The organism is Streptomyces eurocidicus (genome assembly GCF_002891295.1).
Taxonomy (GTDB): Bacteria; Actinomycetota; Actinomycetes; order Streptomycetales; family Streptomycetaceae; genus Streptomyces; species Streptomyces eurocidicus.
Map to the genome: position 1 here is coordinate 278,561 of NZ_LGUI01000004.1, position 20,987 is coordinate 299,547.

Annotated in this window: 23 protein-coding genes; 12 read left to right on the plus strand and 11 right to left on the minus strand. The window is 72.4% G+C overall.

Features of this window, described 5'->3' with window-relative positions; genetic code table 11:
- The first annotated feature begins 10 nt into the window (after positions 1 to 10).
- Together AF335_RS15315 and AF335_RS15320 are read left to right on the plus strand one after the other, a co-directional pair.
- Positions 11 to 1,342, plus strand: coding sequence for an MFS transporter (locus tag AF335_RS15315; RefSeq protein WP_170127703.1), 1,332 nt, complete (start codon positions 11 to 13; stop codon positions 1,340 to 1,342).
- A gap of 140 nt (positions 1,343 to 1,482) precedes the next feature.
- Positions 1,483 to 1,833: a VOC family protein gene (locus tag AF335_RS15320; protein ID WP_102918945.1), complete on the plus strand. Its 351-nt coding sequence runs from the start codon at positions 1,483 to 1,485 to the stop codon at positions 1,831 to 1,833.
- Positions 1,834 to 2,039: 206 nt separating this feature from the next.
- On the opposite strand, the gene AF335_RS15325 is transcribed toward AF335_RS15320, so the two are convergent.
- The 7 genes from AF335_RS15325 to AF335_RS15355 all read right to left on the minus strand — a co-directional run bounded on the left by AF335_RS15325 (position 2,040) and on the right by AF335_RS15355 (position 8,041).
- Complete coding sequence (locus AF335_RS15325; RefSeq protein ID WP_102918946.1) at positions 2,040 to 3,029, minus strand: transketolase family protein; 990 nt, start codon at positions 3,027 to 3,029, stop codon at positions 2,040 to 2,042.
- Positions 3,026 to 3,880, minus strand: a complete 855-nt coding sequence (locus AF335_RS15330; protein WP_102918947.1) for a transketolase — start codon at positions 3,878 to 3,880, stop codon at positions 3,026 to 3,028. Before AF335_RS15330 ends, AF335_RS15325 begins: the two co-directional genes overlap by 4 nt.
- Entirely contained in the window at positions 3,877 to 5,034 is a 1,158-nt protein-coding gene (locus AF335_RS15335) for a M20/M25/M40 family metallo-hydrolase (RefSeq protein WP_102918948.1), read from the minus strand. The genes AF335_RS15330 and AF335_RS15335 overlap by 4 nt, the downstream gene beginning before the upstream one ends.
- Complete coding sequence (locus AF335_RS15340; RefSeq protein ID WP_102918949.1) at positions 5,031 to 5,894, minus strand: [LysW]-aminoadipate kinase; 864 nt, start codon at positions 5,892 to 5,894, stop codon at positions 5,031 to 5,033. The genes AF335_RS15335 and AF335_RS15340 overlap by 4 nt, the downstream gene beginning before the upstream one ends.
- A gap of 79 nt (positions 5,895 to 5,973) precedes the next feature.
- The gene (gene argC / locus AF335_RS15345; protein ID WP_102918950.1) at positions 5,974 to 7,005 is read right to left on the minus strand and encodes an N-acetyl-gamma-glutamyl-phosphate reductase; all 1,032 of its coding nucleotides are present in this window, start codon (positions 7,003 to 7,005) and stop codon (positions 5,974 to 5,976) included.
- Entirely contained in the window at positions 6,993 to 7,880 is an 888-nt protein-coding gene (lysX, locus tag AF335_RS15350; protein WP_102918951.1) for a lysine biosynthesis protein LysX, read from the minus strand. The genes argC and lysX overlap by 13 nt, the downstream gene beginning before the upstream one ends.
- The gene (locus AF335_RS15355; protein WP_087929928.1) at positions 7,877 to 8,041 is read right to left on the minus strand and encodes a lysine biosynthesis protein LysW; all 165 of its coding nucleotides are present in this window, start codon (positions 8,039 to 8,041) and stop codon (positions 7,877 to 7,879) included. Before AF335_RS15355 ends, lysX begins: the two co-directional genes overlap by 4 nt.
- Positions 8,042 to 8,388: 347 nt before the next feature.
- Between AF335_RS15355 and AF335_RS15360 the strand changes: the two genes are divergently transcribed.
- From AF335_RS15360 to AF335_RS15395, 8 genes are all read left to right on the plus strand, one after another.
- Positions 8,389 to 9,123 carry a sulfotransferase-like domain-containing protein gene (locus tag AF335_RS15360; RefSeq protein WP_244927029.1) on the plus strand — a complete coding sequence of 245 codons (735 nt, stop codon included), beginning with the start codon at positions 8,389 to 8,391 and terminating at the stop codon, positions 9,121 to 9,123.
- Between the two features lie 20 nt (positions 9,124 to 9,143).
- Positions 9,144 to 9,695, plus strand: coding sequence for an adenylyl-sulfate kinase (gene cysC, locus AF335_RS15365; RefSeq protein WP_102918952.1), 552 nt, complete (start codon positions 9,144 to 9,146; stop codon positions 9,693 to 9,695).
- Positions 9,692 to 10,594 carry a sulfate adenylyltransferase subunit CysD gene (gene cysD, locus AF335_RS15370; RefSeq protein WP_102918953.1) on the plus strand — a complete coding sequence of 301 codons (903 nt, stop codon included), beginning with the start codon at positions 9,692 to 9,694 and terminating at the stop codon, positions 10,592 to 10,594. The genes cysC and cysD overlap by 4 nt, the downstream gene beginning before the upstream one ends.
- Positions 10,595 to 10,596: 2 nt before the next feature.
- The gene (locus AF335_RS15375; RefSeq protein WP_102918954.1) at positions 10,597 to 11,907 is read left to right on the plus strand and encodes a sulfate adenylyltransferase subunit 1; all 1,311 of its coding nucleotides are present in this window, start codon (positions 10,597 to 10,599) and stop codon (positions 11,905 to 11,907) included.
- Positions 11,908 to 12,030: 123 nt separating this feature from the next.
- On the plus strand, positions 12,031 to 13,131 hold the full coding sequence (locus tag AF335_RS15380; protein ID WP_102918955.1) for an aliphatic sulfonate ABC transporter substrate-binding protein: 1,101 nt from the start codon (positions 12,031 to 12,033) through the stop codon (positions 13,129 to 13,131).
- A 39-nt stretch (positions 13,132 to 13,170) separates the two neighbouring features.
- Positions 13,171 to 13,974, plus strand: coding sequence for an ABC transporter ATP-binding protein (locus AF335_RS15385; RefSeq protein ID WP_102918956.1), 804 nt, complete (start codon positions 13,171 to 13,173; stop codon positions 13,972 to 13,974).
- Positions 13,961 to 14,866, plus strand: coding sequence for an ABC transporter permease (locus AF335_RS15390; RefSeq protein WP_102918957.1), 906 nt, complete (start codon positions 13,961 to 13,963; stop codon positions 14,864 to 14,866). The genes AF335_RS15385 and AF335_RS15390 overlap by 14 nt, the downstream gene beginning before the upstream one ends.
- Positions 14,867 to 14,877: 11 nt before the next feature.
- Complete coding sequence (locus tag AF335_RS15395; protein ID WP_244927030.1) at positions 14,878 to 15,633, plus strand: sirohydrochlorin chelatase; 756 nt, start codon at positions 14,878 to 14,880, stop codon at positions 15,631 to 15,633.
- A 206-nt stretch (positions 15,634 to 15,839) separates the two neighbouring features.
- Here AF335_RS15395 and AF335_RS15400 read toward each other — a convergent pair whose 3' ends face one another.
- Entirely contained in the window at positions 15,840 to 17,066 is a 1,227-nt protein-coding gene (locus AF335_RS15400) for a S8 family peptidase (RefSeq protein ID WP_102918959.1), read from the minus strand.
- A 284-nt stretch (positions 17,067 to 17,350) separates the two neighbouring features.
- Complete coding sequence (locus AF335_RS15405) at positions 17,351 to 17,551, minus strand: hypothetical protein (protein WP_102918960.1); 201 nt, start codon at positions 17,549 to 17,551, stop codon at positions 17,351 to 17,353.
- A 177-nt stretch (positions 17,552 to 17,728) separates the two neighbouring features.
- On the opposite strand from AF335_RS15405, the gene AF335_RS15410 reads away from it, so the two are divergent.
- On the plus strand, positions 17,729 to 18,622 hold the full coding sequence (locus tag AF335_RS15410; protein WP_244927031.1) for a phosphotransferase enzyme family protein: 894 nt from the start codon (positions 17,729 to 17,731) through the stop codon (positions 18,620 to 18,622).
- Positions 18,623 to 18,650: 28 nt separating this feature from the next.
- On the opposite strand, the gene AF335_RS34635 is transcribed toward AF335_RS15410, so the two are convergent.
- Positions 18,651 to 19,100, minus strand: a complete 450-nt coding sequence (locus AF335_RS34635; RefSeq protein ID WP_170127704.1) for a lectin — start codon at positions 19,098 to 19,100, stop codon at positions 18,651 to 18,653.
- Positions 19,101 to 19,317: 217 nt separating this feature from the next.
- Positions 19,318 to 19,644, minus strand: coding sequence for a hypothetical protein (locus AF335_RS34640; RefSeq protein WP_170127705.1), 327 nt, complete (start codon positions 19,642 to 19,644; stop codon positions 19,318 to 19,320).
- Between the two features lie 263 nt (positions 19,645 to 19,907).
- On the opposite strand from AF335_RS34640, the gene AF335_RS15420 reads away from it, so the two are divergent.
- Complete coding sequence (locus AF335_RS15420) at positions 19,908 to 20,936, plus strand: hypothetical protein (protein ID WP_102918962.1); 1,029 nt, start codon at positions 19,908 to 19,910, stop codon at positions 20,934 to 20,936.
- Positions 20,937 to 20,987 lie beyond the last annotated feature (51 nt).

Below are 20,987 nucleotides of genomic sequence, written 5' to 3' on the forward strand. Positions count from 1 at the left end.
TACGGACGACATGGGCGAAGCACCGGCCGACGGACGGCCGAGGGGACTGTGGCGGGACGCGGACTTCCTGAAGTTCTGGTCCGCGGAGAGCCTGTCGATGTTCGGCGCGCAGATCTCCGTGCTGGCGATCCCGCTGCTGGCCGCCACCACCCTGGACGCGACACCGTTCCAGATGGGCGTCGTCAACGCCGCCCAGTTCGCCCCCTACATGCTGTTCACCCTGCTCGCCGGGGTGTGGATCGACCAGAACAGACGGCGCCCCATCATGATCGGCGCCAACTTCGGCAGGGCGGTGATCCTCGGACTCATCCCGCTGCTGACCGCCCTGGACGTGATGGACGTGGGGCTGCTGAGCGTCATCGTCTTCCTCGCCGCCACGCTCACCGTCCTGTTCGACCTCGCCTACCAGGCGTACATACCCTCCCTGGTCGGGCGTGACCATCTGATAGAGGGCAACGGCAAGCTGGAGGGCAGCCGTTCGCTCGCCCAGGCCAGCGGGCCCGGCCTGGGCGGTGTGCTGGTCGGACTGGTCACCGCCCCCGCCGCGGTCCTCATCAACGCCTGCACCTACCTCGTCTCCGCGGTATCGCTGCTGTTCATCCGCCGCAGCGAACCGGCACCCGCGTCGACGGCCACCGAGGGCTCGGTGATCTCCCGCATCGGCACCGGCCTGCGCCTGGTCGGCACCAACCCCTACCTGCGGGCCATCGCCGGTGAGGCCGCCACGTACAACCTGTTCAACCAGGGCCTGTGGGCCGTGCTCATCCTGTACTTGACGCGCGAACTGCACTTCACCCCCGTCATCTTGGGCGTGGTGATGGCGATGACCGGCATCGGCGCCTTCCTGGGCAGCCTGGTCGCCGGGCGGCTGGGCCGCCGGTGGGGCATCGGCCCCACCATCATGGGGACGATGGTGATCGCCTGCGCCGCGCCGCTGCTCATCCCGGCGGCCGGCGGCGGGCGGGTCCTCAGCGCCGTCGTCGTCGGCCTGGCCCTGCTGATCAACGGCATGGGCGTGGTCATCAGCAACATCCAGGTGATCAGCCTGCGCCAGACCGCCGTGTCGTCGGAGATCCTGGGCCGGGCGAACGCCGGCTACCGCTTCCTCGTCACCGGCACCGCCGCCCTGGGCGCCCTGCTCGGCGGCTGGCTCGGCGGGCTCATCGGCCTGCGGGCCACCCTGGTGGTCGTTGGCCTGGGCACGCTCGGCGCGCTGGTCTTCATCGCCCGTTCCCCGCTGCCGCGGCTGCGCGACCTGTCCGAGGTGGTCCCGGACGACGGGCGGCGCGGGGAGCGCGGAACGGGCACCGCCCCCGTCGTGGAGGCGGGCGACCCCCACTGATCCCGCCGATCCCACCGAGAACGACGTACCGCCCGGTGCTGGCATGCCGCCACCGGGCGGTACGTGCGTAATATCTGGCCCGGCCCCGGGGTTCACCCCCAGGGGCCGTGGCCGCAGGCAATCCGAGAGAACGGAAGACCATGGGTATCCAGCTCCAGAACGTCGTGATCGACGCGGCCGACGCCGGTGAGCTCGCCGGTTTCTGGGCGGCCGCCACCGGATGGGAGGCGGCCGACTGGTCCAGCGCGGAAGAGGCCGTCGTACGCAACCCCGCCGGCGGCCCCCACCTCTACTTCATGCGCGTCCCGGAGGGACGGGCGGGCAAGAACCGCGTCCACCTCGACGTCGGCCCGGCCGAGGGCGGCTCGGCGCGCCGGGAGATCGAGCGGCTGACCGGCCTGGGCGCCCGCGTGCTCTCCGAGCACGAGAGCCACACCGTGCTCGCCGACCCCGAGGGCAACGAGTTCTGTGTGACGGGCGAACGCGACTGACGACGCGTACGCGAAGGGGCCCGGCCGTTCGGCCGGGCCCCTTCTGTCCGTTCGCCGCAGGCGAGGGCCGGTGCGGTTCCCGGCGTCCCCGAAGGGCCGCCGGGAACCGCGTGACCGGCCACGACGCACCCGCGGATGGCTCGCCGGAGTCCCGGCGGACCGCTCGGCACCCCTGGGGTGGCGCCGAGGCCCGCCCGGTGGGCGGGTCAGCGGCGGGTCAGCGCCCGCCGCGCCCGGTCGGCCACCGCGGCGGCGGTGATGCCGTTGCGCTCCAGCAGATGCCGCTGCCCGCCCGTACCGGCGGCGAACGAGTCGCCCACCGCCACCCGCAGCACCGGACAGCCCGCGCCCAGCTCGGCGATCACCTCGGCGACGGCCGAGCCCAGACCGCCGGCGGCCCAGTGCTCCTCGACCGTGACCACGGCCCGCGTCGTCCGCGCCGCCGCCGTCAGCGCCGCGGTGTCCAGCGGCTTGACGGTGTGCATGTTGAGCACCGCCGCCTCGACGCCCTCCGCGGCCAGCTCCTCGGCGGCCGCCAGGGCGGCGAGCACCGGGTACGGGCCGGTGGCCACCAGCGTGACGTCATCGCCCTCGCGCAGCCGCTGGGCGCGCCCCACGCGCAGCGGCTCCGCACCCGCCGGCAGGTCGTCGGTGGCCCCGCGGCCCAGCCGCAGGTACACCGGGCCCGGAATGTCCGCGCAGGCCCGCACCAGCTCCGCGGTGGCCGCGGCGTCGGCGGGCACCAGCACCGTCATGTTGGGCAGCATCCGCATCACCGCCAGGTCCTCCAGCGAGTGGTGCGTCGACCCCAGGTGCCCGGCCGACAGCCCGCTGTGGGTGGCCGCGATCCGCACCGGCAGGTCGTTCAGCGCGATGTCCAGCTTCACCGCCTCCACCGCCCGGGTGGCGGCGAAGGTGGACATCGTGTTGACGAAGGGCACGCGCCCCGACTTCGCCAGCCCGGCGGCCACGCCCATCAGGTTCTGCTCGGCGATGCCGAGGTTGACATAGCGGTCGGCCGCGGTGCCCCAGTCCACGCCCGAGAACAGGCCCGTGTCACTGTCCAGGCACACCAGCCGCTCGTCCGCCGGCATCAGCTCGGCCAGGACGTCGCGGTAGACGTCCCGGTTCGGCCGGGGCGGCGCCGCCCCGGGCCGTACGTCCGGGCTCTCCGGCTCGGCAACCGTCACGCTCATGCCGTCGTCTCCGTTCTCCTGCTCCGAGCCCGCAACACCGCGAGCGCACGCTTGTGCTGCCGGCCGGCCAGCCGGGCGTAATGACTGCGGGCCTGGCCCTCCACGTACGGCAGGCCCTTGCCCTTGACCGTGCTCGCGAGGACGACCGTCGGCCGCCCCGGAACCTGCGGGGCACCCCCGAGGGCCGCCCGCAGCGCCTCCGTGTCATGGCCGTCGACCTCCAGCACCGTCCACCCGAAGGCGCGCCAGCGGTCGGCCAGCGGCTCCAGGCCCACGGCGTCCTCGGTGGACCCGGTGATCTGCAGACCGTTGCGGTCCACGACGGCCACCAGCCGGTCCAGCCGGTGCGCGGCGGCCGCCATCGCCGCCTCCCACACCGAGCCCTCCTGGAGCTCGCCGTCGCCCAGCACCACGAAGCACCGGCGGTCGCTGCCCGAGAGCCGGAAGTCCAGCGCGAAACCCACGCCCAACGGCAGCCCGTGACCCAGCGACCCCGTGGGCATCTCCACCCCCGGCACCGCCGGGTTGGGGTGCGCGGTCAGCACCCCGTCCGGAGTGCCGTACGCCGCCAGCCGCTCCTCGGGGAAGAAACCCCGCTCCGCCAGCGCCGCGTACAGCCCGATCGCGCCGTGCCCCTTGCTGAGCACCAGCAGGTCCCGGTCGGGCGCCTCCGGTTCGCGCGGGTCCAGGCGCAGTACCGAGTGGTAGAGCGTCACCAGGATCTCCGCCATCGACATCGAGCCGCCCAGATGGCCGCCCTCCGGGTTGGCGCACATGTCCACGATCAGTTCCCGGACCCGCTGGGCGTGCTCCGTGAGCGCCCGCCCGTCCGCAGCCACCGTCACCGTCATCGGGAACCACCGTCCGTCGTCGTCACCGGCCGGGCCGGAAGGGTCGGCACCAGCGACAGCTGGTGCCGGGGGCCCAGGCGCTCGCCCAGCTCCTGGAGCGCGTGGGTGAGCACGTCGATGCCGCGCAGGAAGTCGCTGAGCGCGATGTGCTCGTCGTCGGCGTGGTCGAGCCGGCTGTCCCCGGGGCCGTACGTGGCCATCGGGACGTCCCACTCCTCCGCCAGCGTGTTCATGTCGGACGTGCCGGTCTTCACCTTCATCACCGGCCGCGCCTGCTGCGCCCGGATGCCGGCCGACAGCGCCCGCACCACCGGGTCGGTACGGCCCACCCGGCACGCCGCCACCGAGTTGACCACCTCCAGCCGCCCCGGGAGCCGCTCGGCGAGCCGCTCCACCAGCCCCTGCGCGTCGTAACCCGGCGGCGTCCGGATGTCGAACTCCGCCTCGGCCTCCGTCAGGTCGCCGCGGATCGACACCAGCGTCGCCCCCGGCACGTCGAACCCGCCGAGACCCGCCTCCGGGCCCAGCAGCTCCAGCAGCACCGGCCAGGCCGCACAGGCCAGCTCGGACGCCTTGGGGACCGGGTTGCTGGGGTGCGTCGGCGCGCACTCCACCCGGTAGCGCAGGTCGAGCTTGCCCTTGTAGCCGAGCACGGCGGTCTGCCAGCCGCTGGGCTCACCGATGATCAGCGCGTCCGGAGCCGGGTGTGTACGGCGGATGTGCACCGCGCCCCGCGACATCGGAGTCTCCTCCTCCACCGCGCCGACCACCACGATCCGGCCGCGGAAGTCCACCGCGTCGGCGGCCGCGCAGACCATCGCCGCCAGCGGCCCCTTGGCGTCCACCGCGCCCCGGCCGTAGAGCCGGCCGCAGTCGATGCGCACCGGGATGTCACCGGGCACCGTGTCCATGTGGCCCAGCAGCATCACCGTGGGCCCGGCACCGCGCGAGATCTCCCCGACCGCGTTGCCCGCCTCGTCCACATAGGCCGAGAAGCCCATCTCCCGCATCACCCCGACCAGGTGGGCGGCGAGCCTGCCCTCCCCGTAGGACGGCGAGGAGATCTGGAGCATGCTGCGCAGCAGGCCGATCGCGTAGGGCTCCGAGCGGGCGCACGCCCGGCCGGCGTCCTCGTACGAGCTGTCCGTCGTCATCGCCCCGCTCCGATCGCGGCGTCCGGCGCGGCGACGGCCGGCCCGCCCTCCAGGACCACCTCGGTGGCGCTCCCCGCGAGCGCGGCGCGCACCGGGTCGCGGCGCCGCCCGTCGGCGATCAGCACCCGGCCGACCCCGCCCTGGAGCGCCTCCCGGGCGGCGACGAGCTTCAGGCCCATCCCGCCGCCCGTGAACGGCGGCGTCCCCGAGGGCGCCACCGCGCACACCGGCAGCACCGAGTCCTCGTCCGCCGGGTCCGCGAGCACCCCGGGCGCCCCGGTGAGCAGGACCAGCGTGCCCGCTCCCAGACCCGCCGCGACCGCGGCCGCGGCCCGGTCCGCGTCGGTGTTCACCGGGCGGCCGTCCTCGGCCACGGCGGGCGGCGAGACCACCGGTACGTGACCGGCGGCCAGCAGGGTCCGCAGCAACGCGTCGTTCACCTCGGTGATGCGGCCGCTGTGGTCGTCACGGATCACGATCCGCCGGCCGTCGACGACCGCCCGGTGCGCGGTCTTGCGCCGCGCCCGCAGCAGCCCGCCGTCCAGGCCCGTCAGGCCCACGGCCGACACCCCGGCCGAGGCCAGCGCGGTCAGTAGCCGGGGCTTGGCCAGCCCGGCCAGCGCCAGGTGCACGACCTGGAGGGTCTCCGCGTCGGTGTAGCGGGCCGACACCCCGTCGGGAGCGGTGAGGCGGCGCGAGGCCACCCCCATCCGGGCGGCCAGGCCCTCGATGTCCGCCGAACCGCCGTGGACCAGCACGACGGGACGCCGCTCGCGCGTCAGCCCGGCGATGTCCTCGCACACCGCCAGCGGGTCGACGGCGGCATTGCCACCGCACTTGACCACGATGGTCTCTTGCATTCTCGTCCCCTGCCTCGCTCGGCCTCGACTTGGTCAGTGAGGTACCGGTGACGGCCGCCGCGTGCGGCCGGCCTCGTGATCAGTTCGGGTGCAGACCGGTGAATTCCAGACCGGTCTCCTCCGGCCAGCCGAAGCGCACGTTCAGGCACTGCACCGCGTTGCCCGACCCGCCCTTGACCAGGTTGTCGAGCGCCCCGACCAGCGACGCGCGCGCCCCGTCCACCGCGAACCCCACGTCGCAGAAGTTCGAACCGGCGAGGATCTTCGGCTCGGGCAGCCGGTAGGCCCCGCGCTTGTGCGCCACGACGCGGACGAACGGCTCGTCCGCGTACGCCTTGCGGTAGGCCGACCGCACGTCCGCCTCCCGGGTCCCCTCCGCCAGACCCACCCGGCACAGCACCTGCACCCCGCGCACCGCCTCCACGCCGGTCGCCGTCATCCGCACCGGCAGCCCCGTCGCCTGGGCGACCTCCGCCTCGTGCCGGTGCCGGGTCGGCGCGAACAGCCGCATCGCACCGCTGCGTTCGGCGTGCAGGTTCGACGAGCCGGCCGAGACGCCGGACCCGCTGGAGCCGGTGCGCGCGTCGACGTCCACCGGGCCGTCGATCAGCCCGGCCTCGGCCAGCGGACGCACCGTCAGGATCCCCGCGGCCGCCATGCAGCCGGGCACGGAGATCCGGTCGGCGGTGCGCAGCTCGTCGCGGTGCCACTCGGGCAGCCCGGTGGTGAAGGAACCGAGGAGACCGGGGGCGGTGTGCGCGGTCTCGTAGTAGTCGGCGAAGACCCCGGCGTCGCGCAGCCGGAAGTCGCCGGAGAGGTCGATGACCGTACCGGCCAGCTCCAGGTACCGGGCCATCCGCCCCATGGTCTGCTTGTGCGGCATGGCCAGGAACAGCACGTCGTAGGAGCCCGCGCGCTCCTCCAGCGCGTCGTGGCCCGCGAACGACAGCTTCGTCCGGCCCCGCAGGTTCGGATGCGGGCCGTCCACCCGGCGCCCGGCGAAGGTGTTCGACGTGGCCAGGACGACCTCGACCCGGGGGTGGCCGGTCAACAGCCGCAGCAGTTCACCGCCGATGTATCCCGAAGCACCCGCGACCGCTACTCGAAGCATGACTGCGACCTCGCAATAAGGTGATCGACAATGCGGTCGGCCACCGGGACCTCCGGCCCGACCGCGCGCTGGAATCCCGAGAACTCCACACCGTGGTTGACCTCCAGGACCAGGAGGTTGCCCTCGGAGTCCTCCACGAGGTCCACCCCGGCGATCTCGGCGTGCACACACTGCGCGGCCGTGACCGCGATCTTCGCCAGCTCGGGGGTGAGCGGGCAGCGCCGCGTCTCCGCCCCCCGGGCCACATTGGTCCGCCAGTCGGCGCTGCTGCGGTACGTGGCGCCCAGTGCCTCGTCCCCCACCACGACGACCCGGATGTCCCGGTCCGGCTTGGGCACGAGTTCCTGGACGTAGACGATGTGCGACACGGGCGAGGGCAGCGCGGCGATGTACTCCATCACCGTCTCCGCCACCTCCCGGTCGGGCAGCTTGGACACCAGCCGGCCCCACGAGCCGGTCAGCGGCTTCACCACCGCCGGGTAGCCGATGGCCTCCAGGGCGTCCAGGGCGGCCTCGGGGGTGAGCGCGAGCGCGGTGCGCGGCGTGGGCAGCCCGGCGTCGCGCAACGCCACCGACGTGCGGTACTTGTCACCGCACACGTCGATGGCCCGCGAGGAGTTGACGACGGTCGCACCCGCCGCCTCCAGCGCCCGCGCCGCGTACAGGGCGCGCGCCTGGCCGATCTCGCGGTTCAGCACGAACGGCCAGGGCGTACCCGACTGCTGGAGCACCCGCCACAACGCCCGGCTGTCGACGAACTCGTACGGCAGCCCACGGCGTTCGAGGGCCTCGAGGACGCGCTTCTCATCGGCGCGCAGCCGCGAGGCGACGACGGCGAACGGCGCCGCGGCCGCCGGGCGCGTGGCGGCGGTCACTCGCCCCAGTCCTCTTCGACGTCGGGGGCGAGGGCGACCTGCAGAGGATCGACGGTGAGGACCTCCAGCTCGCTGGAGCAGTCCCCGCACTCGATGATCTCGTTGACCTTGGGGGGTTCGGCGAGAGCCACGGAGCTCTCGCACTCGGGACAGATGACCATTCGGCTGTTCCTTTCCGAGACCACCCGGGACACTCGCCCGGGCTCCGGCCTCCACCGGATCGCTGGACAGTAGATCCGGCCGACCGCGGGGACTGCGTCCATCGGGGTGATGAACCCGTTCCCGAACTCCGTTGACGGCCCACGGCGCCGGACCCAACGTGTGTCGACACGCGTCCCCGCCGGATCGACGCCACGTCGACACCCCGTCGCTCTTTGCGGCGCCGGGCCGCTCCGGCCTTTACACCGCTCGCCGGGGCGTGCGTTGCTTGCCCTCGCAGCGGCCCGCCGGCCGCGAGCCGGCCCGTGGAGACCTGCGGAGCACGTGGAGTCTGTGGAGGGAAATTCCTGTGAGCGACCCCGTCACCCGACCGAAGATCCTGGCGCTGTGGAGCGCGCCGCGCAGCCGGTCCACCGCGTTCTTCCGCATGATGTGCGAGCGCGGCGACTTCCAGGTGCTGCACGAACCGTTCTCCTACCTCGCCGAATTCGGGCAGGTGGAGGTCGACGGCGAGCAGCGCCGTACGGAGGCGGAGGTCCTCGCCGCCATGCGCGCGATGGGCGAACAGTCACCGCTGTTCTTCAAGGACACCACCGACGAGCGCTACCCCGGCGTCCTCGGCGACCGGGGCTTCCTCACCGAGGACGCCGCGCACACCTTCATCATCCGGCACCCGGTCGAGACCATCGCCTCGTACCACGCCGTCAACCCGGACGTGCGGCGCCACCAGATCGGCTTCGAGGCCCAGTACGAGCTCTTCCAGGCGGCCTGGGAGGCGACGGGCCGGACCCCGGTGGTCATCGACGGGAACGACCTCGTCGAGAAGCCGGAGGCCGTCGTCGAGGCGTACGCGCGCGCCGTCGGCATCCCGTACCTGGAGAAGGCCCTCAACTGGCAGCCGGAATCCCGCAAGGAATGGCAGCCCAGCGAGCGCTGGCACTCCGACGTGAGCACCAGCAGCGGCTTCACCGCCGAGCGGCGCAAGCACGAGGTCGACGTCGAGACGCACCCCGTCCTCGGCGGCTACCTGGAGCACCACCTGCCGTTCTACGAGAAGCTCCGCGCCCACCGGCTGGCCGTGTGAACACGGGAACGGGAACGACGATGAGCGCGCCGGGCGGCGCGACCGGGGCGACCGTGTGGCTGACGGGACTGCCGAGCGCGGGGAAGACGACGATCGCGCGGGCGCTGGCCGAGCGGTTGCGGGGTGAGGGGCACCGGACGGAGGTGCTGGACGGTGACGAGATCCGGGAGTTCCTCTCGGCCGGTCTGGGTTTCTCCCGCGCGGACCGTGACACCAACGTGCGGCGGATCGGGTTCGTCGCCCAACTGCTCGCCTCGCACGGTGTCACGGTGCTGGTGCCGGTGATCGCCCCGTACGCGGATGCCCGGGAGGCGGTGCGCGAGCACCACCGCGAGCGCGGCACCGCGTTTGTGGAGGTGCACGTGGCGACGCCCGTGGAGGTCTGTTCGGTGCGGGATGTGAAGGGCCTGTACGCGAAGCAGGCCGCAGGCGAGATCTCCGGGCTGACGGGGGTGGATGACCCGTACGAGGTCCCGGTGGATCCCGATCTGCGGATCGAGACGCATGGGACGAGTGTGGAGGAGTCGGCGTCGGTGGTGCACAAGGCGCTGGTGGGGAGGGGGTTGTTGTGAGCTCGTACGCGTTGTCGCATCTGGACGCGCTGGAGTCGGAGGCGGTGCACGTCTTCCGTGAGGTGGCCGGGGAGTTCGAGCGGCCGGTGATCCTCTTCTCCGGTGGCAAGGACTCCATTCTGATGCTGCATCTGGCGCTGAAGGCGTTCGCACCCGCGACCGTGCCGTTCTCCCTGCTGCACGTGGACACCGGGCACAACTTCCCCGAGGTCCTCGCCTACCGGGACCGGGTGGTAGCTGAACACGGGCTGCGCCTCGAAGTGGCGTCGGTGCAGGAATTCATCGACACGGGGCGGTTGCGGGAACGCCCGGACGGCACGCGTAACCCGTTGCAGACACCACCCCTTCTCGACGCCATCGAACGCCACCGTTTCGACGCGGTGTTCGGCGGCGGGCGGCGGGACGAGGAGAAAGCGCGGGCGAAGGAGCGCGTGTTCTCCTTGCGGGATGAATTCGGCGGCTGGGACCCGCGCCGCCAGCGCCCCGAGCTCTGGCAGCTCTACAACGGACGCCACGCCCCCGGCGAACACGTCCGCGTCTTTCCCCTGTCGAACTTCACCGAGCTCGACGTATGGCAGTACATCGCCCGCGAGAAGATCGAACTGCCCTCCATCTACTACGCCCACGAACGCGAGGTCTTCCACCGCGCCGGAATGTGGCTGGCCCCCGGCGACTGGGGCGGCCCCAGGGAAGGCGAGCGGACGGAGAGACGACTGGTGCGCTACCGCACCGTCGGCGATATGTCCTGCACCGGCGCCGTCGACTCCGACGCGCTGACCATCGAGGCCGTCATCGCCGAGATCGCCGCGTCCCGCCTGACCGAGCGCGGGGCCACCCGCGCCGACGACAAGCTGTCGGAAGCGGCCATGGAAGACCGCAAGCGCGAGGGGTACTTCTAACCATGACCACCACGACCCTCCTGCGTTTCGCGACCGCCGGTTCCGTCGACGACGGGAAGTCCACCCTGGTCGGCCGGCTGCTGCACGACTCCAAGTCGGTGCTGGCCGATCAGCTGGAGGCCGTCGCGCACGCCTCCCGCAACCGCGGCCAGGAAGCACCCGACCTGGCACTGCTCACCGACGGACTGCGGGCGGAACGGGAACAGGGCATCACCATCGACGTGGCCTACCGCTACTTCGCCACCCCCCGCCGCCGCTTCATCCTGGCCGACACCCCCGGACACGTGCAGTACACCCGCAACATGGTCACCGGCGCCTCCACCGCCCAGCTCGCCATCGTCCTCGTCGACGCCCGCAACGGCGTCGTCGAACAGACCCGCCGCCACGCCGCCGTCGCCGCCCTCCTGCGCGTCCCCCACCTCGTCCTCGCCGTCAACAAGATGGACCTCGCCGGCTACACCGAGAACACCTTCGCCGCCATAGCCGACGAATTCACCGCCTACGCCGCCTCCCTCGGCGTACCCCAGGTGACCGCCATCCCGATCTCGGCACTGGCCGGCGACAACGTGGTCACGCCCTCCTCCCACATGGACTGGTACGGCGGTCCCACCGTCCTCGAACACCTGGAGACGGTGCCCGTCGTCACCGACCCCACCGCCGAGGACGCCCGCTTCCCCGTCCAGTACGTCATCCGCCCCCAGACCCCCGCCCACCCCGACTACCGCGGCTACGCCGGCCAGATCGCCTCCGGGGTCCTCACCGTCGGCGACGAGGTCACCGTCCTGCCCTCCGGCCGCACCAGCACCATCAGCGCGATCGACGCCCTGGGCACCGGCGTCGACACGGCCTTCGCCCCCCAGTCGGTCACCCTCCGGCTCGCCGACGACCTGGACGTCTCGCGCGGCGACCTGATCGCGCCGACCGCCACCGCACCCGTACCCACCCAGGACGTCCAGGCCACCGTCTGCCACGTCGCCGACAAACCCCTGCGCGTAGGCGACCGCGTCCTGCTCAAACACACCACCCGCACCGTCAAGGCGATCGTCAAGGACATCCCCTCCCGGCTCACCCTCGACGACCTCTCCCACCACCCCCACCCCGGCGAACTGACCGCCAACGACATCGGCCGGATCACCCTGCGCACCGCCGAACCCCTCGCCCTCGACTCCTACCACCACTCCCGCCGCACCGGCGCCTTCCTCCTCATCGACCCCACCGACGGCACCACCCTGACGGCAGGAATGGCCGGGGACGCCCAGGCGGCGTTCTCCGTGGCGGCCGCCGTGGCCGACGACGAAGGCTGGGACTTCTGATGACCATGACGTGTTGTCGCCGCTGACCGCGCCGCCTCGCCATCCGTCCCCCGAGTCCCCGCTCCGCCGCCGGGCCGCCGTGCGCGCACGCACCGCCCCGGACCGTTCGAGAGGAACCCCCTCGTGTCTGTCGCAGTTCGTCGTGCCCTGGCGGCCGCCGCCGCCCTCCCCCTGCTGATCGGCGCCCTGGGCGCCTGCGGCTACGGCTCGGGGAAGAAGGAGGACCGGACGGAGAACGCCGGGGCGAAGGGCGCCAAGCTCTCCGCCGACACCGTCCGGATCGGCTACTTCCCCAACATCACCCACGCCACCCCGCTGGTCGGCGAGCAGGAAGGGCTCCTCCAGAAGGAGCTGGGCGGCACCGAACTCCGGTCGACGACCTTCAACGCGGGACCGTCCGAGATCGAGGCGCTCAACGCGGGCTCGATCGACATCGGCTGGATCGGCCCGTCGCCGGCCATCAACGGCTATGTGAAGTCGAAGGGCAAGAGCCTGCGGATCATCTCCGGCTCGGCATCGGGCGGGGTGAAGCTGGTCGTCGACCCCAAGAAGATCTCCTCGCTCGACGACGTCAAGGGCAAGCGGATCGCGACCCCGCAGAAGGGCAACACCCAGGACGTGGCCTTCCTCAACTGGATCGCCACGAAGGGCTGGAACGTCGACCCGCAGAGCGGCAAGGGCGACGTCTCCGTGGTCCGTACGGACAACAAGGTGACGCCCGACGCCTTCAAGGCGGGCTCGGTCGACGGCGCGTGGGTGCCGGAGCCGACCGCCTCCAAGCTGGTCTCCCAGGGCGGGAAGGTGCTGCTGGACGAGGCCGGCCTGTGGCCGGACAAGAAGTTCGTGATCACCAATGTGGTCGTGTCGCAGAAGTTCCTCGACGCGCACCCGGACGTGGTCGAGGCCGTGCTGCGCGGCTCCGTGCGGACCAACGCCTGGATCAAGGGGAACCCGGACAAGGCCAAGGCGTCGGCCAACGCGGCCCTGAAGAAGCTCTCCGGCAAGGAACTGCCCGCGGAGATCCTCGACCCGGCCTGGAAGAGCATCGAGGTCACCGACGACCCGCTGGCCAAGACCCTGGACGAGGAGGCTGCCCATGCCGTCAAGGCGGGGCTCCTGGAGAAGCCGGACCTGTCGGGCATCTACCACCTGACCGTGCTCAACAAGGTCCTCAAGGCCGAGGGCGGCAAGCCTGCCGACGCCGCCGGTCTCGGCAAGCAGTGATCAGCGACGCCTCTCGAACGAAAGCCAGGAGGTGACCGGATGTCCCCGGCACTGACCACCGACAAGCCCGGCCCGGCGGAGGTCGCGGACGACGCGCCCGTGGCCGTCCGGCTCGCCCATGTCCACAAGAGCTTCGGCCGTCCCGGTGCGGCCCAGCCCGTCCTCGACGACATCTCGCTCTCGGTCCGCCCCGGCGAGTTCGTCTGCCTGCTCGGCGCCTCCGGCTGCGGCAAGTCGACACTGCTGAACCTGGTCGCCGGCCTCGACCGGCCGACCGCCGGCACCATCGAGGTGCCCGGCGGCCGCCCGGCGCTGATGTTCCAGGAGCACGCCCTGTTCCCGTGGCTGACCGCGGGCCGCAACATCGAACTGGCCCTGCGGCTGCGCGGGGTGCCCCGGGCCGCCCGCCGCCCCGAGGCCGAGCGGCTGCTGGAGCTCGTACGGCTCGGCGGCGCGTACGGCAAGCGGGTGCACGAGCTGTCGGGCGGGATGCGGCAGCGGGTCGCGCTGGCCCGCGCGCTGGCGCAGGACAGCCGGCTGCTGCTGATGGACGAGCCGTTCGCCGCGCTCGACGCCATCACCCGGGACGTGCTGCACCACGAGCTGACCCGGATCTGGTCCGAGACGCGGCTGTCGGTGCTGTTCGTCACCCACAACGTCCGGGAGGCGGTGCGGCTCGCCGAGCGGGTGGTGCTGCTGTCCTCCCGGCCGGGCCGGGTGGCCCGCGAGTGGGCGGTGGACATACCGCAGCCGCGTCGCATCGAGGACGCGGCCGTCGCGGACCTGTCCGTGGAGATCACCGAGGAACTGCGCAAGGAGATCCGCCGCCATGGTCAGCACTGAGGCCCCCGCACCCCGTCCGCCGGCGGAGTCCCAGGACCTGGCCGGCCTGGAGGCCGGGCTCGACGCGCTGGACTCCGTACGGGTCGAGCGCACCCCGTTCACCCAGGTCCTGCTGCACAAGGTGCTGCCGCCGGTGCTGGCGGTGGTCCTCGTGGTCGCCGTCTGGAAGCTCCTGGTCCTGGCCGAGGTCACGGACGACTACAAGCTGCCCGACCCGTCGGCGGTGTGGGGCAGTCTCCGGGAACTGTGGCTCCAGGGCACGCTGCTGGACATCGTCTGGACCAGCGTCTCGCGCGGCCTGCTCGGCTTCCTCGCCGCGCTCGCGATCGGCACGCCGCTCGGCCTGCTGGTCGCCCGGGTGCGGTTCGTCCGGGCCGCCCTGGGCCCGATCCTCTCGGGCCTCCAGTCGCTGCCGTCCGTCGCCTGGGTGCCGGCCGCCGTGATCTGGCTGGGCATCACGGACTCGGCGATGTACGCGGTGATCCTGCTGGGTGCGGTGCCGTCGATCGCCAACGGCCTGGTGTCCGGCATCGACCAGGTGCCGCCGCTCTATCTGCGGGCCGGGCGCACCATGGGCGCCACCGGGGCGCGCGGTGCCTGGCACGTCCTGCTGCCGGCCGCCCTGCCCGGCTACATCGCGGGGCTCAAGCAGGGCTGGGCGTTCTCCTGGCGGTCCCTGATGGCCGCCGAGCTCATCGCCTCCTCCCCCGATCTGGGCCTGGGGCTGGGGCAGTTCCTGGAGAACTCGCGCACCGACTCCGACATGCCCGGGGTGCTGCTGGGCATCATCCTCATCCTGTTCGTCGGCATCGCCATCGACCTGATCGTCTTCAGCCCGCTGGAGCGCCGTGTGCTGCGCGTCCGGGGGCTGGCGGCGGCCGGCGGCCGGTGAGGGGCCGGGCAGTGGCCCTCCTGCTCGTCGCGCACGGCAGCCGGGACGCCCGGCACGCGGCGACGGTCGAGGCGATCCGGGCCGTGGTGTCCGTGCTGCGGCCGGGGCTCCGTACCGAGGTGGCTTATCTGGACCTGTGCGCGCCGCGCGTGCCGCGGGCGCTGGAGCGGCTGGCCGCGGACGGGGTGACGGAGGTGGTGGCGCTGCCGCTGCTGCTCGGCCGGGCGTTCCACGCCAAGGTGGACCTGCCGTCCGTGCTGCGCGAGGCGGCGGCCCGGCTGCCCGGGCTGCGGATCCGGCAGGCGGCGGTGCTGGGGCCCTCGCCGCTGCTGACGGCCGCGCTCGAACGGCGGCTGGGCGAGGCCGGGGTGGGCCCGGCCGACCGGGGCTCCACCGGGGTCGTCCTCGCCTCGGCGGGCTCCTCCGACCCGGCGGCGACGGCGGAGTTCGCCGCCCTGGCCCGGGAGTGGCGGCACACGGGCGGCTGGCGCGCCGTGCTCCCCGCCTTCGCCTCCGCGCGTCTGCCGCGCACGGAGGACGCCGTACGGATGCTGCGCGCGGAGGGGGTGCGGCGGGTGGTGGTGGCGCCGTACGTCCTGGCGCCGGGGCGGCTGCCGGACCGCATCGTGCGGGGGGCGGCGGAGGCGGATGTGCTGGCGGGGGTGCTGGGGGCGGCGCCGGAGGTCGGGCGGCTCGTGGTGCGGCGGTACGACGAAGTGGGGGCGGGGGTTCTCCCCGTCCCGCCTCTTCCCGCGTCCGGGGGCTGACGCCCGGGGCCCCTTCCGCGCTACCGCGCGGTGTCCTCAATCGCCGGACGGGCTGAATTTCCGCCCGTCCGGCCGTTGGGAGGAGAACGCGGCGAGGCCGGTCGTCGCGCCCCGTGGGGGTGGGGCGCGGCGGCCGGCCTGACGGCCCTTCCGGCCGTATCAGCGGGTGTCGGCGGGACCGGTGAGCGCGGTCCCCCCGTCGTGCGTTACTTGACGACCCTCAGCAGCTTGTTGGGCGTGCCCGCGCTGGGGTTGGAGATCTTGTCCGGGGTGGCTCCCTGGACGAGGGCGGCCGCGACCTGGTCGGGGGTCGCGTCCTTGTGCCCGCTCAGATAGACCGCGGCGGCACCCACGACGTGCGGGGTGGCCATGGACGTACCGGAGATGGTCTTGGTGCCGGTGTCGCTGTCGTTCCAGTCGGAGGTGATCTCCGAGCCGGGGGCGTAGAGGTCGACCGAGGCGCCGAAGTTGGAAAAGTCGGACTGCTGGTCGCTCTCGGTGCTGGAGGCGACGGTGATGGCCTCCTTCACCCGGGCCGGGGAGCCCTTACCCGCGTCGGTGGACTCGTTGCCCGCCGCGACGGCGAAGGTGACGCCGGAGGCGATGGCCTTCTGGACGGCCGCGTCCAGCGCCTCGTCCGCGCCGCCGCCGAGGCTCATATTGGCGACGGAGGGACCCTTGTGGTTCTTGGTGACCCAGTCGATGCCCGCGACGACCTGCTCGGTGGAGCCGGAGCCGTTGGCGTCGAGCACCCGGACGGCCACGATCTTCGCCTTCTTGGCGACGCCGTGCGCGGTTCCGGCGATGGTGCCGGCCACGTGGGTGCCGTGGCCGTTGCCGTCGTCGGCGTTGTCGTCGCCGTCGACCGCGTCGAAGCCGGAGGTGGCCCGGCCGCCGAAGTCCTTGTGGCTGACGCGGACGCCCGTGTCGATGACGTACGCGGTCACGCCCTCGCCGGCACCGTCCGGGTAGTCGTACTTACCGTCGCCCTTGGTGTCGGTCTGGTCGATCCGGTCCAGCCCCCAGGAGGGTGGGGCCTCCTGGGTGGCGTTGATGCTGAAGGTGTGGTTCTGGACGACCTTGGCGACGGCCGGGTCGGCGGCGAGCCGCTTCGCCTCGGTGCTGTCGAGGCCGCTGGCCGAGAAGCCGTGGACGGCCGAGTCGTAGCTGCGGTTGAGCTTGCCGCCGTAGCGGGCGGCGAGGTCCTTCTTGTCCTGCGCGGCGGCGTGGGCGCCCTTGGCGCTCGCACCGTCCTTCAGCAGGACGATGTAGCTGCCGTCGATCGCGCCCTTGGCGTCCGTGCCGTAGACGGTTCCCTCGGCGGGGGCGGCGCCGGCCGGCAGGGTGAGCAGGGTGGCGCCTGCCGTGACGGCCGCCGCGGCGGATATCGCCAGTACGAGCCGTCGCTTTCCGGCGCGCTTGTGTGATGCCATGACGAGGTTCCTCCTCGTGCGGATGTGGGGGGGAATTGCGCGTTTCGCAACGCATCCGGAGCAACGGAAGCTCTTGCTCCGGGTGTTCGAAACCCTGTCAGGGTTGACGCGCTCAATTCAACATCCGCACGCAGGTGTGACATACGCAACGTCATTGCGTATTTTCAAACCCCTTTGAACGGCGGCAAATTGGACAGTTCACTTGACGGTGGCTGTCACGTTTTACTTGAAAGCCATATGACTAACTTCCTTTGCGGGCAGGCGTTTTCATTGCTGATGCAACATCAGTTACGAATCGCACCTGCCCGCTCCGGCTCCGCCTCGATCAGGCCCGCCGCACGCGCCGTGCCGCCCTCGGCCGCCGGCTCCGCCTTGAGCCGCGCCGACCTGAGCGCCATGTCCGGGTCGCCCACCAGCGAGAGGACGACCTCCCGCGGGGTCCGGGCGTCGGCCCGCTCGCGGACCACCTCCAGGCCGGGGTTCACACGCCCGGGGGCACGATGCCGAACATGGCGATACGGGCGGGGCGAGGGTGAGTCACGCCCCTGACGCTGAACAAGACGATACGTATCGTGCAATCTTTTTCCGGGCCCCGGCCACCGGCCCCGCCCTCCGGGAGGGGAGACTGGGGGCGACCGGCTCGAAGGCAAGTGAGGGACGACGTGGTGGACGCAACGGACGCGAAGGACACGGCTTTCACGGAAGCGCGGGCACGCGAGCTCCTCGCCGCCGCGGTGCCCGAGGCCGCCGTGGCGGACGCGACGCTCCTCACCCTCGGTGAGAACGCGGTCTTCGCCGTCGGCGGCCTGGTGGCGAAGGTGGGCCGGGACGCCTCCCTGCGGGAGCGCGCCGCCCATGAGCTGCGCGTCGCGGGCTGGCTGGCGGAGCTGGGCGTACCGGCGGTCCGGGCGGCCGAGCCCGTGGTCCGGGAGGCCGAAGGGCACCCGGTGACGCTCTGGACCCGGCTGGGCGAGCCGGTCCGCCCGGCCGGCACCCGGGACCTCGCCGCGGTGCTGCGGCTGGTCCACGAACTGCCCCGGCCGGACTTCGCACTGCCCCGGCGCGAGCTGCTCGGCGGCGTCGAGCGGTGGCTGCGGCTGGCGGGCGACGCCGTCGACCCCGCGGACGCCGCCTACCTCCGCGAGCGGCGCGACGGCTTCGCCGCGGCGGCCGCGGCGCTGACCCCGCACCTGTCCCCCGGCCCGATCCACGGCGACGCCCTGCCGCGCAATGTGCACGTGGGCCCCGACGGCCCGGTCCTGGTCGACCTGGAGACCTTCTCCGGGGACCTGCGCGAGCACGACCTGGTCGTGCTCGCGCTCAGCCGCGACCGCTACGGCCTGGACCCCCGGGCGTACGACGACTTCGTGGCGGCCTACGGCTGGGACGTCCGGGAGTGGGACGGCTGCGCGGTCCTGCGCGGGGCCCGGGAGACGGCGAGCTGCGCGTGGGTCGCCCAGCACGCCCCGGGCAACCCGGCCGCCCGCGCCGAGTTCGGCCGCCGGGTGGCGTCCCTGCGCGAGGGCGACCCGACGGTCCGCTGGCACGCCTTCTGAGCGGCCCTCGGCTCGCCGGGCGGCCGGGTCAGTGGGCGGTGCCCGTCGACCAGATGGCCTGGCTGCCGTCATAGATGACGACGTTGCCGTCGTCCTGGACGGCCAGGCGCGATCCCGGGTGGCCGGCGGTCTTGGAGTCCCAGACCGCCCGGCCGTTGCGGGTGTAGACGACGAAGTTGCCGTCCGTCTGGAACTGGGCCGTCCAGCCCTGGCCCACCGTCCTGGACGCCCAGCGGGCCCGGCCGAACTCGTCGTAGACGACGAGGTTGCCGTCGGACTGCATGACGAGCGTGGCCGTGTTGGAGCTGACCGACTCGTTGTGGTTCAGGGCGAACGGCGCGTACAGCGTCTGGGACGCCTGGATCCTCTGCGCGGCGGCCGCGGGGGTGCGGTCCGAGGGCGCCGCGCTCGCCTGTCCGGCGAGCGTCAGGGCGGCGAGTGCGGCGGTCGCGAGAAGTGCGGCGGATCTCTTGCCCACTGGAGAACTCCTTGGGTCAGGTAGTTCGCACACCGGCGCCCGGGTCGGGCACCGCACCCGGACTCTGGCATCCGGGGCGGGACCCAATGAGCCGCTTCCGCCTCGATGACGTGTTCGCATCCCTCTTTGACCTGATATTGCAGACGTCAACTTCCGAACCCCGGGGATCAGGCGGTCCCTGCCATAAAGCTTGAGTGATCGGGACCGCCGCATGGTGCTACAGCGTCGGGGGGCCGGTCTCCTCGGCGATGCGCTGGTCGATGTCGTGCTCGTCCGGGCACGGCTGCCCATCGACAGGGCAGAACATGCCCGGGTCCGCCAGCCAGCCCGGCCGCATGGCCTCTGCCTGCTCCAGGCACATGGTGCAGTAGGTTTCGACGGCGATGTTGATGGTGTCGCCCTCAATACCGCAGAACGCCGTCCGCCACGAGACATCCCGGCAGCACACCAGATGCCCGATGTCGTCGGGATCGGCGTCCAAGCGCAGGTGGGGTTCCGTCCGTACTTCTGGGTCGCTGACGTGCTGATTTGCTATAGATGACACCTGATGGACCCTACGACACAGCCTTGACCTCTTTCGAACCGATTTCCGGGTGCGAAGCTGATGGCAGCTGTCGCTGCCGACCGGCCCGGCGGTGATCATGTCAGCCGCCGCAAGTGGCTCTGGTTATGCCCTCGTTGGGGCCCGGCCATGGGGTACGGTGGCGGCGATCGGGTTACTTCGTTCCATAAACGAAGCGGCCCCCGGAGGTGCTGGAACACCAACCGAGGGCCTACACCCACAAGGACTTACTAAGGAGTCCCGGGATGCTGAGGCATGCTATCGCGCCTGCGCGCTTCTATTCACAGGTGCCCAACGAGATCATCCGCCACCCCCGGCTGTCGTCGGACGCGGTGCGCCTGCTGTCCTGGCAGTTATCGCTGCCGGAGGACGCCGATCAGCCGCTGTCGGAGACCGCGAAGCGGGCGGGGATCAAGAAAACCGGGTTCATGCGGGCGAAGCGCGAGCTCGCCGCCGAGGGCTACCTCCACGAGTGGCGGCGGCAAGGTGCGGACGGCCGGTGGTCGACCACCCAGCTGATCTCCAACGTGCCGCTACCTGCGGAGAGAGCGGTCGCGGTACGGGACGGCCGTCCGACGGACGGTCTTCCGACCGCCGGAGGGCCGGAAGGCCGGTCCGTCGGCCGTCCCCAGAAGAACACGGAAGAGAACATCTCCCACCCTCCCTCGCCGGCCCCCGTGGCCGTATCGGAGCACGCGGCCGGCCAGGCGTACGTAGCGGGGAGGGAGGACACGAACGCCTCCCGGGCATCCGGCCCCGACCCGGTGTGCGCCGTGCCCGCCCCGTTCGTGGAGCGCGGCGCCCAGGCCCTGGCGGCCGTCTCGCACGGCGAACGCCGCCTGCGCCTGTCGGGTCGCGAGGTTGCCGCACTGGCCCCGTTGGCCGGGGACTGGCTACGACGCGGCTCCACGGTGGCCGACATCCGCGAGGCACTGACGCAATGGCTTCCCGACCGGGTGCACTCCCCGGCCGGACTGGTGCGCGACCGTCTCACTCGCAAGCGCCCGGAGGCACCGACGTTCGCCGAGCAGCGGGCGGCTGAGCGAAGTACGGCCGTAGCGCGGTCCGGGCCGCGAGTGGCGGAGATGCGCGAGTGCGCGGGCGAGCATGTGCAGCCGAGGCTGTTCCGGCCGGTGGACGGTGAGGCGCTGTGCCCGTCATGCCGATGCGACCGGGCCGGGACGGAAGCGCCTGCGGCGGCCGAGGCAGCGATGCGGGGCGGCGCCCTGGTCCGTGATCTGCTGCATGCGCACCGGGCAGAAGCAACGGTGTGAGCTACGGATTACGGGGAGGGGGACGGATGAACCTGCGGGATCACCTGTCTT